Origin of the sequence: Vibrio sp. 10N.261.51.C6 (assembly GCF_041471785.1) — a bacterium.
Lineage (GTDB): Bacteria > Pseudomonadota > Gammaproteobacteria > Enterobacterales > Vibrionaceae > Vibrio > Vibrio crassostreae_C.
The window spans coordinates 62,701-78,382 of sequence record NZ_JBFRPB010000056.1 but is presented as its reverse complement, the minus strand read 5'-3'; the positions used below and the strand labels follow the sequence as shown (position 1 = coordinate 78,382).

16 protein-coding genes are annotated in these 15,682 nt (G+C 44.6%); 7 read left to right on the top strand and 9 right to left on the bottom strand.

The window, feature by feature from the left end:
- Positions 1-38 precede the first annotated feature (38 nt).
- Positions 39-605: a DNA-3-methyladenine glycosylase I gene (locus tag AB4375_RS15685; RefSeq protein ID WP_017068062.1), complete on the top strand. Its 567-nt coding sequence runs from the start codon at positions 39-41 to the stop codon at positions 603-605.
- A 244-nt stretch (positions 606-849) separates the two neighbouring features.
- Here AB4375_RS15685 and AB4375_RS15680 read toward each other — a convergent pair whose 3' ends face one another.
- A complete protein-coding gene (locus AB4375_RS15680) occupies positions 850-2,034 on the bottom strand; it encodes a cystathionine beta-lyase (protein ID WP_017065338.1) in 1,185 nt (394 codons plus the stop codon).
- A 182-nt stretch (positions 2,035-2,216) separates the two neighbouring features.
- Positions 2,217-3,671 (bottom strand): cardiolipin synthase, encoded by a 1,455-nt coding sequence (gene cls, locus AB4375_RS15675; protein ID WP_372051963.1) that lies wholly within the window; start codon positions 3,669-3,671, stop codon positions 2,217-2,219.
- A 366-nt stretch (positions 3,672-4,037) separates the two neighbouring features.
- Here cls and AB4375_RS15670 point away from each other — a divergent pair, with 366 nt between their 5' ends.
- The 4 genes from AB4375_RS15670 to AB4375_RS15655 all read left to right on the top strand — a co-directional run bounded on the left by AB4375_RS15670 (position 4,038) and on the right by AB4375_RS15655 (position 9,114).
- A complete protein-coding gene (locus AB4375_RS15670; protein WP_050546918.1) occupies positions 4,038-5,471 on the top strand; it encodes a sodium-dependent transporter in 1,434 nt (477 codons plus the stop codon).
- Positions 5,472-5,659: 188 nt separating this feature from the next.
- A complete protein-coding gene (locus AB4375_RS15665) occupies positions 5,660-7,276 on the top strand; it encodes a methyl-accepting chemotaxis protein (protein ID WP_372051961.1) in 1,617 nt (538 codons plus the stop codon).
- A gap of 177 nt (positions 7,277-7,453) precedes the next feature.
- Positions 7,454-8,152 carry a TIGR01621 family pseudouridine synthase gene (locus tag AB4375_RS15660; protein ID WP_017065342.1) on the top strand — a complete coding sequence of 233 codons (699 nt, stop codon included), beginning with the start codon at positions 7,454-7,456 and terminating at the stop codon, positions 8,150-8,152.
- A gap of 8 nt (positions 8,153-8,160) precedes the next feature.
- Complete coding sequence (locus AB4375_RS15655; RefSeq protein WP_017068057.1) at positions 8,161-9,114, top strand: class I SAM-dependent methyltransferase; 954 nt, start codon at positions 8,161-8,163, stop codon at positions 9,112-9,114.
- A gap of 93 nt (positions 9,115-9,207) precedes the next feature.
- On the opposite strand, the gene AB4375_RS15650 is transcribed toward AB4375_RS15655, so the two are convergent.
- The 5 genes from AB4375_RS15650 to AB4375_RS15630 all read right to left on the bottom strand — a co-directional run bounded on the left by AB4375_RS15650 (position 9,208) and on the right by AB4375_RS15630 (position 14,178).
- Positions 9,208-9,825 (bottom strand): CDP-alcohol phosphatidyltransferase family protein, encoded by a 618-nt coding sequence (locus AB4375_RS15650; RefSeq protein WP_017060320.1) that lies wholly within the window; start codon positions 9,823-9,825, stop codon positions 9,208-9,210.
- The gene (locus AB4375_RS15645) at positions 9,815-10,465 is read right to left on the bottom strand and encodes an ATP-binding cassette domain-containing protein (RefSeq protein WP_372051959.1); all 651 of its coding nucleotides are present in this window, start codon (positions 10,463-10,465) and stop codon (positions 9,815-9,817) included. Before AB4375_RS15645 ends, AB4375_RS15650 begins: the two co-directional genes overlap by 11 nt.
- Positions 10,431-12,131 carry an ABC transporter permease gene (locus tag AB4375_RS15640; RefSeq protein ID WP_017065762.1) on the bottom strand — a complete coding sequence of 567 codons (1,701 nt, stop codon included), beginning with the start codon at positions 12,129-12,131 and terminating at the stop codon, positions 10,431-10,433. The genes AB4375_RS15645 and AB4375_RS15640 overlap by 35 nt, the downstream gene beginning before the upstream one ends.
- A gap of 5 nt (positions 12,132-12,136) precedes the next feature.
- Positions 12,137-13,303: an ABC transporter substrate-binding protein gene (locus tag AB4375_RS15635; RefSeq protein ID WP_372051958.1), complete on the bottom strand. Its 1,167-nt coding sequence runs from the start codon at positions 13,301-13,303 to the stop codon at positions 12,137-12,139.
- Positions 13,304-13,731: 428 nt separating this feature from the next.
- The gene (locus tag AB4375_RS15630; protein ID WP_004734625.1) at positions 13,732-14,178 is read right to left on the bottom strand and encodes an META domain-containing protein; all 447 of its coding nucleotides are present in this window, start codon (positions 14,176-14,178) and stop codon (positions 13,732-13,734) included.
- 188 nt (positions 14,179-14,366) lie between these two features.
- On the opposite strand from AB4375_RS15630, the gene AB4375_RS15625 reads away from it, so the two are divergent.
- Both AB4375_RS15625 and AB4375_RS15620 read left to right on the top strand, forming a co-directional pair.
- On the top strand, positions 14,367-14,630 hold the full coding sequence (locus AB4375_RS15625) for a DUF1289 domain-containing protein (protein WP_017060324.1): 264 nt from the start codon (positions 14,367-14,369) through the stop codon (positions 14,628-14,630).
- A 109-nt stretch (positions 14,631-14,739) separates the two neighbouring features.
- Positions 14,740-14,907 carry a hypothetical protein gene (locus AB4375_RS15620; protein ID WP_017060325.1) on the top strand — a complete coding sequence of 56 codons (168 nt, stop codon included), beginning with the start codon at positions 14,740-14,742 and terminating at the stop codon, positions 14,905-14,907.
- Between the two features lie 57 nt (positions 14,908-14,964).
- On the opposite strand, the gene AB4375_RS15615 is transcribed toward AB4375_RS15620, so the two are convergent.
- Both AB4375_RS15615 and AB4375_RS15610 read right to left on the bottom strand, forming a co-directional pair.
- A complete protein-coding gene (locus AB4375_RS15615; protein WP_017065764.1) occupies positions 14,965-15,267 on the bottom strand; it encodes a thiamine-binding protein in 303 nt (100 codons plus the stop codon).
- Positions 15,268-15,394: 127 nt separating this feature from the next.
- Entirely contained in the window at positions 15,395-15,616 is a 222-nt protein-coding gene (locus AB4375_RS15610) for a hypothetical protein (protein ID WP_017057116.1), read from the bottom strand.
- Positions 15,617-15,682 lie beyond the last annotated feature (66 nt).

Here is a 15,682-nt window from a genome sequence, read left to right as displayed (position 1 = left end):
ATTATTTTTATGTACGATTACTAAAAGAGACCATCGAAATGGAAGCTAATACAGTGGATAGAACGTGTGCATGGGCGCTTAAACATGAGCTTGAAAGGGAGTACCACGATGCAGAGTGGGGCGTGCCTGTTTATGATGACCAAGTTCTGTTTGAGTTCATTACTTTAGAAGGTGCTCAAGCAGGTCTGAGTTGGATTACGATCCTGAAAAAGCGAGAAGGGTATCGTGCCGCGTTCGATGATTACGATCTAAACAAGCTAGCTGAGTTGAATGAAGACAACGTGCCGCACATCATTGAAAACTTCGATGTGGTTAAGCACAAGGGTAAGATTGCTTCGGTATACAACAATGCACGAGCAACGCTTGAATTACAGAAAGAGTTCGGCTCTCTTTCTAATGCCTTATGGCAATTTGTTGATAATGAGGTGATCGTGAATCAATGGACCGAGATGTCTCAAGTTCCCGCTTCTACCGAGCAATCTAAAGCGATGAGTAAGTTTTTGAAGAAGAGAGGCTTTAAGTTTGTAGGAGAAACAATCTGTTACGCATTTATGCAAGCAACAGGTATGGTCAATGATCATTTAGTCGGTTGCCCACACAAATAAAGTGTTATTTATTTCAGCGGAACAATCACTTAGAAATTGAAAAATTCATAGCCATTTTTTCATCGCTCTGAGATCTTTAAGTGGATGTGCTTTAAGGTTCAATATTGGCTTTGAAAGCTTCTGGACTATGAGCGGTTTGTATTATGAGCTGAAGTATCTGAGTATGAGTATTTTGAGTTATGCTTTAAACAGAAAAAGGCAGGAATATCCTGCCTTTTTTGCATATTAGACCTATCGTCTCAGATTAAATCAGAGCGCTATAACGTTCTAATCCCGCCTCTAGATCAGCAATCAGGTCATCAACATCTTCTAACCCAATATGAACACGTATCAAGGTACCTTCGAAATTAGGATTGGCAACAGTTCTCAAGCTGTCAAAACTGCTTGGTTCGTTAGCTAGAATCAAACTCTCAAATCCACCCCAAGAGTAACCCATACTAAAATGTGTCATTCCATCAAGTAACGCTGTCGTCGCTTTGATATTAGAGTTGTTTAGTACAAAAGAGAACAAGCCATTACCGCCAGTAAAATCTCGTTTGAAGAATTCATGGCCTGGGCAAGACTCAAGAGCAGGGTGACGAACGTGGTTAACTTCAGGACGAGTCTCTAACCATTTTGCGACCTTCAAGCTGCTTTCTGCGTGTTGGCGTAGACGCACATCAAGAGTACGAATGCCGCGAAGCCCTAAATAAGCATCATCAGGTGAGACACATTGCCCCATCAAGTAACTTTGCTCTCTTAGTTGATCCCAGCATTTCTCATTGGCGACTGCCGTACCTAGCATCACATCAGAGTGACCCACGATGTATTTGGTCGCTGCTTGAATCGAGATATCAACACCAAAATCAAACGGTGAGAAGTTCACGCCAGCCGCCCAAGTATTGTCTAGCATAACGATGATGTCATGTTCATGAGCGATACGCGCTAGTGTTGGAATATCCTGCACTTCCATGGTGACAGAGCCTGGAGACTCAGTAAACAGCACCTTAGTGTTTGGCTTGATAAGGTCTTGGATACCTTCACCAATCGTTGGCTCGTAGTAAGTTGTCTCTACCCCCATCTTTTTCATGATGGTGTCACAGAAATCACGAGTAGGTTCGTAGCAGGTGTCAACCATTAAAATATGATCACCTGTTTCTACAAAAGAGAGAATGGCATTAGAAATGGCGGCCGTACCACACGGGTACAGTGCACAACCCGCGCCGCCTTCTACTTCAACCATCGCATCTTGGAAGGCAAAATGAGTGTTGGTTCCACGACGTCCGTAAAAAAGGGTCTTGTTAGCGCGGTTAATCGTAGCTTTACGTTTCTCTTCTACTGAGTTAAATACGACAGTTGAAGCGCGTTGTACTGGTGGGTTAACAACACCATTGGTCCACTTCTTATCACGACCGGCAGTGATAAGTTTAGTGGTTTTGTTCTCGGACATGCTGTGAATTCCTTATCAATCGGTTATGTCCTATTTAAAACATGCCAAGAGTGTTCAAAGCAAGAGCGGAGCGGGGATTTTTGCGCTTTTCTTACGATTTTTAACCTTTCACTCAGTTAACAGTGAAAGGTTAAAAATGATCGATGGGGAAACAACGAGCCATAATCGACTCATTGCTGGAATTATAGGAGTGGGTTGAACAAGTAGAACAGCCTCTCAAAGAAGCGATTACTAAGGTTTCTTTGCTCCCACTGTTCTAACTCTACAGAGTGGGATGAAGCGATATAAGATTTCTGCAGCTCAGACAGTTTTTGCGTGAAATGCACATCATCCACAGCCAGAGTCACTTCAAAGTTGAGCCACAAACTGCGCATGTCGATATTGACGGTTCCGATCAAGCAAAACTCTTCATCGATCACTACCGATTTGGTATGAAGAAGGCCACCGTAAAATTCATAGATCTTCACGCCAGCTTCAAGCAACTCGGTATAAAACGCACGAGAAGCCCATTTAACCATTAGTGAATCGTTATTGTGTGGAATGATCAGTTCTACAGTTACGCCGCGTTGAGCTGTCATCTTAAGTGTTTCGAGTAAGTCAGCACTTGGCACAAAATAAGGTGTAGTAATACGTACAGAATGATTCGCTTGATTGATGGCGATGGTCAGTACTTGTAAGATCAAATATTCCGGCATGCCAGGGCCAGACGGCACTACTTGAACCGGATGATGTGTCATGATTTCTTCAACTGGGCATTCAGGTATATCAGGGAGAATGCGTTCACCAGTCTCAACTTCCCAATCCCAGCCATGAATAGCGGATAACACATTAACGGTTGGCCCAGTCACTCTGACCATTACATCAATCCACTGACCAACGCCTGAGTTTTGTTTGAAGTGAGCCGGGTCAACCATGTTCATTGAACCCGTATAGGCGATGGTTTCATCAATCACGATAATCTTGCGGTGCTGCCTTAAATCGAGGCGTCTTAAGAATATACGCCAAGGGCTCACCTCCAATGCTTGTACAACCTGTACACCCGAGTCTTTCATCATTGCGAGCCAATGGCTTTTGAAAAAGCGTGGGCTACCTGCTGAATCGAGCAAAACTTTAACATCTACGCCACGTTTTGCAGCGCGAATCAGCGCAGAGGCAACCGAATCGGTCAGGCCACCTGGATGCCAAATATAGAAAACCATCTTGATACTGGTTTGTGCATTTTCTATATCTTCGATAATTGCGTGTAGGATCTCGTTTGGTGAAGATTGCAGCGATAGAGTGTTTCCACTGAGTGCAGGGATGCCCATTCGATTGTTACAAAGCTCGTCAATCTTATGGATAGGGGAGCCGACTTTCCCTGGTTGGTGAAGTTGGCAATCATTCAATTGACGGAACCAGTCGCCGAAAGGGGTAAACATACGATGAGCGCGTTCAGCCCTTTTTCTGCCTAGGTTTAGCTCACCAAAAAGGAAGTAACAAGCTACACCAACAATCGGGATAATGTAGATAACCATTAGCCAAGCAAGAGAAACGCTGACAGAGCGTCGTTTTAGTACAACACGAAACGTCACACCGGCAACCAGTACCCAGTACAAAGCGACAGAAGCTAAAGTTAAAAAATGATAAAGCTTATCCACATTGAATACTCGAAAAAAGAGACACTTAGATAGTAATGCTATTTAACGGATATGGGAATTTAAGGATTCAACTATTTACAAAATAGAGCAAAAGATGTAAATAGGTTAAAGTTGTTGAGTTTTGGTCAACTTAAGAAGAAAACGATTGTTTTGTATGAAAAGTCGGCATTTAACCATAAAAATTTACATCTTTAACGAAATTTGTACGGTATGCTCTTCCAATTTTATTCTTAAACTGGTTTACTTGCTAGACAACGAGCGTCAATCAAATCTTTTAGGTGTGTAAATTTATTTATACACCTTCCTTTTAAAGACGCCACCCAAAGCAAAACACAACATCACATAACACAAAAGTTTGGAGTACACGTGGCTACTAGTAATACAACCACAACACCCCGCGATACCTGGGGTTCGAAGTTAGGATTCGTAATGGCTGCAGCGGGTTCTGCTGTTGGCTTAGGTAACATTTGGAAATTCCCATACACAGCAGGCGAAAGTGGCGGTGGTGCATTCGTTGCCATTTACCTGTTTTTTGTAATTTTTATTGGTTTCAGTGTCATGCTGACTGAATTTGCGATTGGCCGTCATACGCAAAAATCAGCAGTAGGTGCATTTAAAACAACTGACCGTCGTTGGACGTTCGCTGGCGTTATCGGCGTATTCAGTGGTCTACTTATCATGGGTTTCTACCCAGTAGTAGGCGGTTGGTCAATCGCATACATCGGTAAAATTGCAGGTGGTCTTCTAGACGCACCAGAAGCAATTGGTGATAGCTTTGGTGGCTTTATCTCAAACCCAGTTCAACCACTAATGTGGATGGGCTTATACCTACTACTTAACGTTGTTATCGTTATGAAGGGTATTTCTGGTGGTATTGAGAAAGCGGGTAAGATTTTGATGCCACTTCTTTTCATCATCCTTATCGTGGTATCTATCAAAGGCATCATGCTTCCGGGCGCGATGGCTGGTCTAGAATTCCTATTCAGCCCTGACTTCTCTAAAGTAGACAGCAATGTAATCCTAGCCGCTCTAGGTCAAGCATTCTTCTCTCTAAGTCTTGGTATGGGTTGTATGATGACATACGGTTCTTACCTTAAGAAGAAAGAGAACCTAGTTCAGACAACAGCAATGGTAACCGCAATGGATACTGGTGTTGCTATTCTAGCTGGTGTTGCAATGTTCCCTGCAATGTTCGCGTTCGGTATGGAACCTGCAGCGGGCCCTGGTTTAGTATTCGTTGTTGTTCCTCAGCTATTCGCTGAAATGGGCGGCGTAGTTGGTCTTCTATTTGCTCTTATGTTCTTCGTTGGTTTGAGTGTTGCGGCACTAACATCTTCAGTATCTCTACTTGAAGTTGTGGTTTCTTACCTAATCGATGAGAAAGGCATGAAGCGTGTAACAGCGGTACTGTCTGCAAGTGTTGTAATGGCGATTCTATGTATCTTCGCTTCTCTATCACTTGGCGGCTTCGGTCCAACACTGTTTGATACTGGCGCGTTTGACATTTTCGACCTACTAACGGATAAGATTTTCCTAGCGGTTGGCGGTATGTTGGTATGTATCTTCGCTGGTTGGAGACTAAACCGTGCAGACCTAGAGAAAGAAATCACTAACGACGGTGAAGTCTCTTTCCCACTATTTGGTCTATGGTACACACTAGTTAAGTACATCATCCCTGTAGCTATCGCAATCGTTGCGTTCATGGGTATCTCTTCTGGCTTCGATAGCGGTAAAGGTGCAATCATGCTACTAGGTATTGGTATTATTGCTGGCTCTGCGCTTATCTCTAAGAAGCTATAGTTTTAAGAAGCTACAATCGCGAGCTAAAGTAAGTTAAGAAACGGGAGCCAATGGCTCCCGTTTTTTTATTCAAATACTTAATTCTTATCAAAAAATAAAACATTACATTCACTAAAGTTATCCGTCACCTAGCCGATATATTGAATATCAAGAATTTTTGATCGGTATTTAATTTAGGTAGGTGTTGTGTGAAATTGTCAGTGAGAAAGAAACTGTATGCCGGTTTTGGCTCTATATTGGCGGTGCTTGTCACGTTAGTCAGTATTGTATGGATAGAAGTTATTGGCGCTCATAGAAGTGCTGATGAGATCAGAATGGACGATGTACCGGGCACTGTTACCTATCTTGTTCTGATAGATGAAGCTGGAGATGTCTATCGAGATGCTCTGGGTGCAATCACTCTGGTCGATAATGCACTCAATGATTATCGAACCAACAAGAACGAATTTGCTCAAGCTATCGAGCAGGCTAAGCGTTTGGAGAGTAGAGGTTCGGAAGACCACCGCCGTATTCAGCGAATTGAAGACCTGATAGGGCGTTTCACTCAAGAGTTTGAATCAAAGCTTGTGCCGAAGATCAATGATGAAGCTGCGCTACTAGCCAATATTCAACAGCTACGATCTTTGTATGAGAGCAATCTTATCCCTATTGAGAACTTACTGGATCAAGCGTCAGCAAGTGAGCGCGCAGATACAGAACAGTCACTACTGACACTAACCGACACGTTTACTACCATCGAGCGCACTATCATGGTGTTGTCTGCGATTGCTATCGTCTTCGGTTGTGTGATTGCATATATGTTGTCGAGTTCTATTATTAATCGCCTGACTCGTGTTGAACAAGTAGCACGCCGCGTGGCAAATGGTGATTTAACCGCAGGTGACATTACCGATGAGTCTGGTGATGAACTGGCTGATCTTGCTAGTTCGATTAACCAGATGCAGAAGTCGTTAGTGGACTTATTAGGTTCTATCTCTTCTGTGACCCATGAAGTTCAATCTGTTACGGGCGAACTATCTTCTATTAGTCAAGACATCGTAACGGGCGCTTCTGCTCAAGCTGATAAGGCCAACTTAATTGCAACGGCTGCTGAAGAGTTAAGCTTGACCATTTCAGAAGTGGCGCAGCAAGGTACTTCAACTTATGAAGAAGCACGTCGCTCAGAAACCTCTGCAGAAGATGGCCGCAACGTGATTGTTGAGATGGTGGTGAGTATTCAACAAGTGTCGACTCAAATGAGCGATATGTCGTTGCAAATGAATACTCTAGGTTCTCACGGTGAGCAGATTGGTAGCGTTATCAAGGTAATCGAAGACATTGCTGAGCAAACTAACCTGTTAGCTCTTAACGCTGCGATTGAGGCTGCGCGTGCAGGCGAGTTTGGTCGTGGTTTTGCTGTGGTAGCCGATGAAGTGCGAGCGCTAGCAGAAAGAACAACCAAAGCGACACGAGAAGTCTCGGGCATCATTCAATCGATTCAATCGGGCACTCAAGAAGCGGTGACTTACACTCAAGATAACTGTCGTTTAGTTGAGATTGGTGTTGAGCAAAGTTCAGGTGCGGTTTCAGCATTGGAAGCGATTGTTAGCGGAGCGGGCAATGTACAAAGCATGGTTAACTCTATTGCGACTGCAGCAGAAGAGCAGACAGCTGTAACCAAAGAAATTGCAGCGGACATTACGGCAATCAGTGATATCTCTGAGCAATCTTTGCAACTGGCGACTCGAAGCTCTGAAAACACATCAGGCTTGAACGCTAAGGTTGCTGAGCTAGAAGCATTAGTTGGTAAGTTTAAACTGGCGTAAAGCGGTAGCTTGGTTCTATTTACCTATTGGTAATCGAGTAAAGACCACGCACTGATCGCTAGTTGCTGAAAAGAAGCCCAACGATTCAATATTTATTGAGTGAGTTGGGCTTTTTCGTAGCTGGAATCTGGGTTCAGACGAGGTATACTCCACGTTCTACAATGGAGCTAGCCTTTAATGTTCGATATTCTTCTGAACCACTCTGATTTTTTACTTATCAATAAGCACCCTGGAGTCAGCGTCCACAAAGACGATGGCGATACCATGTTGCTTCAAGAAGTTGCTAAGGCAATTGATGAGCCTAAGCTGTATCTCGTTCATCGACTAGATAAAATGACTTCGGGCATTCTGCTGCTGGCAAAAAATGCGTCGGCGGCGAGCGAGCTTTCACAGCTATTTGCAAAGCGTGAAGTAGAGAAATACTACCTTGCGATCGGTTCTAAGAAGCCAAAGAAAAAGCAAGGTTTGATCTCAGGAGACATGGAGCGCTCACGACGCTCAAGTTGGAAACTTCTGACATCCAAAGAGAACCCTGCGATTACTCAGTTTTTATCAGCAACGGCTGAACCCGGTGAGCGTCTGCTGTTATGCAAACCCTATACGGGGCGAACTCACCAGATCCGTGTCGCGATGAAGTCGATCGGCTCAGCCATTGTTGGTGACCCTATTTATAATCCATCGAGTGAGGCTGACAGAGGTTATCTGCATGCCTTCGCGATTCGATTTGCCTATCAATCACAAGCCTACGAATATGTCTGCGATCCAAGAAGCCTAAACTCCTTGGGTGAGAAGTGGCATCAAGAAACCGTGTCGAACGGTTTGGACAGTTGGCTTGAACCTTGGTCATTAACTTGGCCAAAGCTAAACACTAAGTGAGTGAAATAATGGAAGCATCAGCTTTACCTCTGTTTTTTAGTCATATTGAACAGCAACTTAATGAAGTACCAAACGAACTACGCCGTATTTTCCACGGGCGCGGTAAGTTTTGGCCTGGTCTAGAGCAACTGACATGTGACTGGGTTGATGGACAGCTACTGGTTAACGTGTTTAAAGAAGTCGACGATGAATTCTTGTCATCTCTTAAAGCTGGATTGGTTGAACTCACCAACAAAGATATCTGGCAATCAAAGCAGGGCACAAGCATTGTTCTGCAACACCGTTATGCCGATGGTGCGCCTTCAGAGGTTCTATGGGGTGAGTTGAATGACTCTCCGGTTGTGGTTGAGCATGGCCTTAAGTACCAATTAGACATTGGCCGTAATCAGAACTTCGGTTTGTTCCTAGACATGCGTAATGGTCGTCAGTGGGTACAAGATAATGCCAAGGATAAGAACGTTCTTAACCTGTTTGCATACACTTGTGGTTTCTCTGTCGCGGCTATCGCTGGTGGCGCTCGTCAATGCATGAACGTGGACATGTCACGTGGCTCGCTAAACAAAGGTCGCGATAACCACCGTCTGAATGAACACGATATGCGCTCGGTTAACTTCCTTGGCTACGATATCTTTAAGTCGTGGGGGAAAATCAAGAAGGGCGGTCCTTACGAGCTCGTTATCATCGATCCACCTTCGTTCCAAAAAGGCAGCTTTGCTCTAACCAAAGATTACAAAAAAATCTTACGTCGTTTGCCTGAACTTCTAACTGAAGGCGGTGAAGTGATTGCGTGTGTGAACTCACCAGCAGTATCACCAAACTTCCTGATTGAGACGATGGCAGAAGAAGCACCAAGCGTTGAGTTCATTGAGCGTCTGGACAACCCGCCTGAGTTTGTCGATGTCGACCTTGATTCAAGCCTAAAGGTATTGAGGTTTAAAATCACGGCTTCAGCTGAAGCTTGATGTCATGATTTAGCGGGCATTATCCATACTAATATAGAAAACGCCGCTCACAATGAGCGGCGTTTTTATAGGTGCAAGAAACTAACTCATTTATTAACTAGCTTGGTTTTTTAGTGTCTGAAAACCAAAATAAATACGCATGAACGTGGTTAGCCAACAAGCTGCACCAAAGGTGTAAGCGATAACCGCAAAGTGTTGAGGCCAAATACAAAACGCGATGAAACAAGCGATGGTTTCAGTGCCTTCGGTTAGCCCTGACATGTAGTACAGAGACTTATGCTTATAGACTGGGTTTTCAATGCCTCGCTTGCCTGCCATAACCGCAAACGCTAAAAAGCTGCTGCCTGTGCCGATAAAAGAGAAGATCAAAAATGCACCGGCAATGGCGTTGTGTTCTGGGTTGGCAATGACAAATCCAAAAGGGATCAACGAGTAGAATAGGAAATCTAGGCTGATGTCGAGGAAACCACCCGCATCACTAATGCCTTGGATTCGAGCCAAGGCTCCATCAAGCCCATCACATACTCTATTAAACACAATGAAGCCTAACGCCCACTCATATTGTTGAAATGCCAACGCTGGAAACGCTAAACACCCAATCAGAAATCCGAATAACGTGGTTTGATTGGCCGTGATACCCAATTGGTTTAGTAACTTAGCAGACTGATTTAATGGCCACTTAATGACCTTAATGGAGTACTTATCCAGCATGGTTACTTCTCCATGGCCAAGACAGTACTTCTGCCCCTTGAGGTACATCGGATTCGTCGTGCGTGACCATTAATGTAGGGATATTCGCTTTGGTCAGCTGTTCGAAGACCCAATCGCGAAATTGTGCTCTTAACTCTTGGTCTAGCTTGCTGAACGGTTCGTCAAGCAGGGCGAGTTTAGGCTTGGCTAACAACATACGAGTCAAGCTTATTCTTGCGCGTTGACCGCCGGATATTTGATCCGGGAAAGATTCAGCTAAGTGAGTTAGCTCTATGTCTTTTAGTGCAGCCATTGCTTGTTTTTGGCGAGCGGAACCTTTAACAGAGTTCGGTAACGAAAAGGCCAAGTTTTCCCATACTTTGAGGTGCGGAAACAACAAGTCATCTTGAAACAAAATACCGACTTCACGCTGATGTGATGGAAGCTCGTCGAGCTGAATATTGTTCAACACAACGGTGCCAGAGTACGAAAAATCTTCACTTAAGTGACCAGCAATCGCATCCAGTAAGGTCGACTTTCCGCAGCCACTCGGCCCCATCAAAGCCAGTATTTGGCCAGATTCTAATGTGACGTTTAGCGCTGAGAACAGCGAATCTCCATCGGTTTTACGGATGGCGAGGTCGTTGAGGTACAGACTCATTACTTAGGAAACCTTTAAAAGTAAGACGGCGATATCTCAGTTGAAGTCGGCTGACTAATATCGCTAAAGAGAAAAAGAACAGAGGCAATAGGGCCTGCCAAATGGCATAGATTGCTGTCACCCTGCGGTCGAAACCACTGGTAAGTGCAACGGCTTCTGTGGTGATCGTGCTAATACGGCCCGCGCCGAGCATTAATGTTGGAAGGTATTGGGCCAAACTCACGCTGATCCCGACCGCCCAAGCAAAGGCAATCGCAGGAAGCAAGATTGGTAGTTTGATCGAATACCAACTCTGAAATGGCGATTTACCTAGGCTCAGCGAGGCTTTAATCAACCCATCATTGAAGCTTTTCCACGGGCCATCCAAAGACAGGTACACAAACGGGAAAGCAAAGAAAACATGCGCCCAAATCACCCAGAACTCATAGGCACTACTGCCGATGTAGAGGGTCGTGACTTGCATACCAAACAACACTGAAAGCTGTGGTATTAGCATTGGAATAGCGATAATGAAGCCCGGAACTTGCCACTTGTATTTGATTCTGTATTCGTGAGCAACCAGCGCAAGCAACAAAGCGATTGAAGCAGCAATCAGACCAATCCATAAGCTTTGACCAACGGTGCTCATGATGCCTTCCCACTCGAACTCCCAGAAGCGCGTGCTGTAGCGGCTCGGCAGTAAATCAGGGAAGCGCCAACGCTGAGCAACGCTCCAAATTACCATTAAAGGAATGATCAGCAGTGAAAGGCTAGCAAGGACAGTGAATACCGTTTTCCCCGGAAGGTTTGCCCCTGTTCTTCCGGAATACTGCCAAGTTCGAAAGTACTTAAGAACCGCCCATTCAACTAAACGCGCCAAGGCGATGATCAACGAAGCTAAACCAAACAAAACGATGGCACCAGCAGCAGCTCGCGGAAGTAGGTTAAGATCCGGATCGTTGAACCATTGCCATACCAAAACGGCAAAGGTCGGCGGGTTGGTTGGGCCTATGATCAAAGCAATATCGACAACCGAGACACTGTAAGCGAGTACCGCCAGCATTGGGAAACGAAGCTTAGTAAACCATTGTGGGAAAATACATTTCCACCAGATCTGAGCGCGGCTGTAACCGAGCGATGCACTGACCTTGGTGATACGCTCTACATCAATTTGCTGAAGTATCGAAATGCTCATCAGCAATAAGAAGGGGACTTCTTTGAGTGCGAGCATAATAATTAAGCCGAACGCGTATGGGTCTTTCACCAATAACGCCAATTCAGAGCTGGTAGCCGATTCGCCGAGCAAGTGATGTACCGCTCTTGCGCCAAGCCCCGTTGGACTAAACAGAAAAGCAAAGCCGATAGCGAAAGCTACATGTGGAATGGCAAGCATTGGCGATAGCGTAAACTCAATCTTTCTCCAAAACTTGTTTCCCCAAGAGGCTTGAAGAATACAAAAGGTCAGGAAGCAGGCTATATAGCTGCTTGCAATTGCTGAACCTAGGCTTAAGCCAATAGAGTGCCAAGCCCCTTCCCATTGAAAGACTTGGCTAAAACCGTTGAGTGTCGGCTCCTCTAAACCAAGGGGCGGGATGAAACTCAGTGACGAAGCCACGACTCCCGCTACCCCAGGAATGGTCGGGATAATGCATACAGCTATAACAACAAAATATAGAGCGCGTAGCATGAAGACTAGTTACCGTATCGCTTAAGCCACTCTTTCTCGAGCGCGTTTTGCCAGCTAGGGTGTGGTTCATCAACCGATTTAAATTGCTGGGTGTTTTTAGCGCTGCCAGTGAGGTACTTGCTGCTCAGAACCGAAGGATCGCCCCAAACATTGAGGTCCCCCTTGCGAGACTGTGCTTCAGGGCTCAGTAAGAAGTTAATGGTCACTTGAGCACCCGCGGTTGCATTGGCGTTCCAAGGAATCGCAAGGAAGTGAATGTTAGATAGAGCGCCGCTTTCTAGAGCATAAGCCTTAGTGGTTTCGGCTAAGCGACCACTGGCTTGTGCTGAATAAACAGAGTTTGGATTAAACGTAATCGCGAGATCGATCTGTCCGTCATCCAGAAGTTGGATGCTTTCCGATGTGCCTGCTGGGAACTGCTTTCCACCGCGCCACGCCACTTTATGGAATTTATCTAAGTAAGCCCACAGTGGTGCCGTTACTTCTTGGAAGTTGTCTTCTGAAACCGGCTGAGCCAGCGCAGGGTTATTGTTTGTTAGTTCAATCAGTAGTGACTTAATGAAGCTCGTGCCATGAAACTCTGGTGGGCGAGGGTAGCTTAAGCGGTTCGGGAAAGCCTGAGCGTAGCTTAACATCTCAGAGAATGATTGTGGCGGGTTGTGAAGTGTTTCTTGGTCATGAATGAACACCAGTTGTCCCACGCCCCACGGTGCTTCTAAGCCTTCTGTCGGCTCTGAGAAATCAACATCAATCGGCAGAGACTTATCGACATACTGCCAATTTGGAAGTGACTCTGTAAATGGCCCAAACAATAGCGCGTTGTCTTTCATCGAGCGGAAGTTCTCGCCATTAATCCAGACGATATCGACGCTGCCTTCACTGTTCTTTCCTGCTGCTTTTTCAGCAAGCAGTCGAGTGGTGGTTTCCGCAATATCGGTCACTTTCACATGCTTTAACGTGACACCGTAGTCACTTTGTAATTTCTTGCCTGCCCACTGTAGGTAACGATTGATCTCTTGGCTTCCGCCCCAAGCGTGAAAGTAGACAGTTTCTCCCTCTGCCTGCTGTTCTATTTGGTTCCAGCTGTCGATGGATGTTGCTTCATCAGCATAAATGGTTGCGCTGTATGCAACGGTTGCCATGATTCCTAACGTACTTACTATCTTGTTCATAAACTTTTCCATTTGGTAGTGAACGGGCAAGAGCATTGTATTTTCAAACTCCCTAGGGCGTGTTGACCCTTCGTGGTTAACGAAAGATCAACATGCCCTAATAGTTATTCTATCTGTTTCTGAAATAAATTCTAATTCAACAGTAAATTCAATCAATTACTTGAGAACAAGCAGGGAGTTCTCGGTTGAGTTTTGTTCGATCTGTAATCACCTCGAAAACTCGACAGACTCTAGGCTTTTGCCATCCTAGCAACAGACCGCTGAACCGTTGAATTTATTGCATCTAAATGAGAGATTTTTGAGGTTTATTGGAGGCTGGTACGAAAAGTCGGCGATGAGTGTCAATTTTGAAGAAGTAGTGAGGGCAAGCTGACAATAAAAAAGGAGCCATCAGGCTCCTTTAATCAGTATTTGGTTTCGATGACGGATTAGTTTACCCAGTCACGAATTGTGTACGTTAGCGTGTGTACATCGTTTTTCAGTACTAGCGTATCGTTTGTTAGCGTTACGTCGCTCCACTCGCTTAGAGTAGCAGAAACCGATTGTTCGATTTCCATCGCAGAGCCGTGACACATTTTCATTGTCATGCCCATTTGCTTGATACGGAATTGACCGTCTTTCAGCTCGCCTTGACCGAAGAAGTTGTTACAACCAGCCATGCCGTTTGCAGTCATCTTTTCGCCGATCTCTAGACGAGGAGCTGCTTGGTCTTCGCTTTTCACAATGTCCTTGCCATCAATTTGCGCAAGTTCCCAATTATGGTGCTGTAGATCGGTTGGTGTTACTTGCATCGCGTTGTCACCTGTTGTTGTGCATGCTGCTAGCATCATAGGTAAAGCGGCTACTGCTAGTAATTTTTTTGAACTAAACTTCATATTATAAGGCTCCAAAGGAAAGAACGAAGTTACCGGATAAGTGTAACTTGATGGGTTCAAAGTATAGTTTACAAAACACTATATGTGTCAGTATAAGGTCATAGTTTAGTATGGACTTCATGAGCCAGGCGACAAATTAATCGCTTATTTTTGAGAGAGTAAGCGTAATTTTGAATGTGTAAGGAGGCATGGTGGAGCAGTTAGAGTTTTTCCAAGTTCCAAGCCCTTGCGTTGGGGTTTGTTCAAGCGATGACAAAGGCTATTGCAACGGTTGTATGCGCAAGAGAGAAGAGCGCTTTAATTGGATGTCGATGACACCGTCAGAACAATTGCACGTGATAAAGCTGTGTCGTCAGCGCTATAGAAGAAAAATAATGAATCAAAAAAACTTGATTGGTAAGCAGGTCGATGAAGAGGGAAATACCAGTCCCCAAAGAGATCTTTTTGGCTAAAGAGGAAGTATTTAGATTTTATTTAACTCCGAAGTAACTATTACTTTACATAATGGTTGGGGTGTAATATTAAAGTAGGTACCTTTGTACCTGAAGGAGTGGTGTCGGTATGAATAAAAAGAACGTAAAAATCAAAAAAGAGCCAGTCAAAGCACTTGACCGAAAACCGATCGGGGCAAAAGATGACCCTGAAGAGACTCCGCGTGATTGGCATTCGATGTCAGAAGAAGAACGAATGGAAATCCTTTCTCACCTCTCAGACATGCCTTTCCAATAACACCACTGGTTCTTCAGAGCCTTTCTTAAAGCTCAGTTTTCAGAAACAAAAATGTGATTAAACAAACATGTGATTCGCTTTCGTTACACCACGATGGTACGTGCAAAATGTATCATCGGCCTCGGTGGTTTTACTGTGAATCTTAATGTTTGTGATCACTTCTACCGCCCCTGCATCGTAGCAAGCTTGTTCTGCTTTTTTAACGATATCGAGTAATTGGTTGAGTTCACCTTTCATCGTAGTTTCCATCGCACCGACTTGGAAAGGCACATCGGCAGCTTTCACAACTTCAATGGCTTTATCAACCACTTCGAAGTTGTTGCCTTCTTTAACGCGAGGTATCACTTGGAAGGCAACCATCACTTCTTTTTCTCTTTTTAACTCAGACACTTTCTGCTTACTCTAGGATAGGGAATTGTTGCAGATGATAGGTTAATTCGGAGACGAATTCTACAGCGATTATGCTGGTTGGATTACTCTCTTTGTCCTACTTGTTACCCCAGTGGTCACTTACCCAACCACCTATGTGCTCATCAAAATGACTGCCACTGAACCTCTGGTTGCGTTCAACCGAAGTATCACAATCATCTTTATTATCTATTAGGGTTTGTATGTAGTTTGCCATCGGGTCATTGGAACGTTGACGATCTCGGCGAGTTGCCACTTCCTTAATCAGTTGTAATCGATATGTAGAGCTAGCACGTTTCATTTCAATGACCTCCTGTTGTAGACACTAATAGAAAAATCTAGTTGCTAGATATAGGGGCGTCAACGT

Excerpts from the sequence above, each read along its gene's own strand:
- AB4375_RS15610 (WP_017057116.1), bottom strand. The coding sequence starts at position 15,616 with ATGAAACGTGCTAGCTCTACATATCGATTACAACTGATTAAGGAAGTG.
- AB4375_RS15685 (WP_017068062.1), top strand. The coding sequence starts at position 39 with ATGGAAGCTAATACAGTGGATAGAACGTGTGCATGGGCGCTTAAACAT.
- AB4375_RS15640 (WP_017065762.1), bottom strand. The coding sequence starts at position 12,131 with ATGCTACGCGCTCTATATTTTGTTGTTATAGCTGTATGCATTATCCCG.
- AB4375_RS15655 (WP_017068057.1), top strand. The coding sequence starts at position 8,161 with ATGGAAGCATCAGCTTTACCTCTGTTTTTTAGTCATATTGAACAGCAA.
- AB4375_RS15620 (WP_017060325.1), top strand. The coding sequence starts at position 14,740 with ATGAATAAAAAGAACGTAAAAATCAAAAAAGAGCCAGTCAAAGCACTT.
- AB4375_RS15630 (WP_004734625.1), bottom strand. The coding sequence starts at position 14,178 with ATGAAGTTTAGTTCAAAAAAATTACTAGCAGTAGCCGCTTTACCTATG.
- AB4375_RS15680 (WP_017065338.1), bottom strand. The coding sequence starts at position 2,034 with ATGTCCGAGAACAAAACCACTAAACTTATCACTGCCGGTCGTGATAAG.
- AB4375_RS15625 (WP_017060324.1), top strand. The coding sequence starts at position 14,367 with ATGGTGGAGCAGTTAGAGTTTTTCCAAGTTCCAAGCCCTTGCGTTGGG.
- AB4375_RS15650 (WP_017060320.1), bottom strand. The coding sequence starts at position 9,825 with ATGCTGGATAAGTACTCCATTAAGGTCATTAAGTGGCCATTAAATCAG.
- AB4375_RS15660 (WP_017065342.1), top strand. The coding sequence starts at position 7,454 with ATGTTCGATATTCTTCTGAACCACTCTGATTTTTTACTTATCAATAAG.
- AB4375_RS15615 (WP_017065764.1), bottom strand. The coding sequence starts at position 15,267 with ATGGTTGCCTTCCAAGTGATACCTCGCGTTAAAGAAGGCAACAACTTC.
- AB4375_RS15645 (WP_372051959.1), bottom strand. The coding sequence starts at position 10,465 with ATGAGTCTGTACCTCAACGACCTCGCCATCCGTAAAACCGATGGAGAT.
- AB4375_RS15635 (WP_372051958.1), bottom strand. The coding sequence starts at position 13,303 with ATGAACAAGATAGTAAGTACGTTAGGAATCATGGCAACCGTTGCATAC.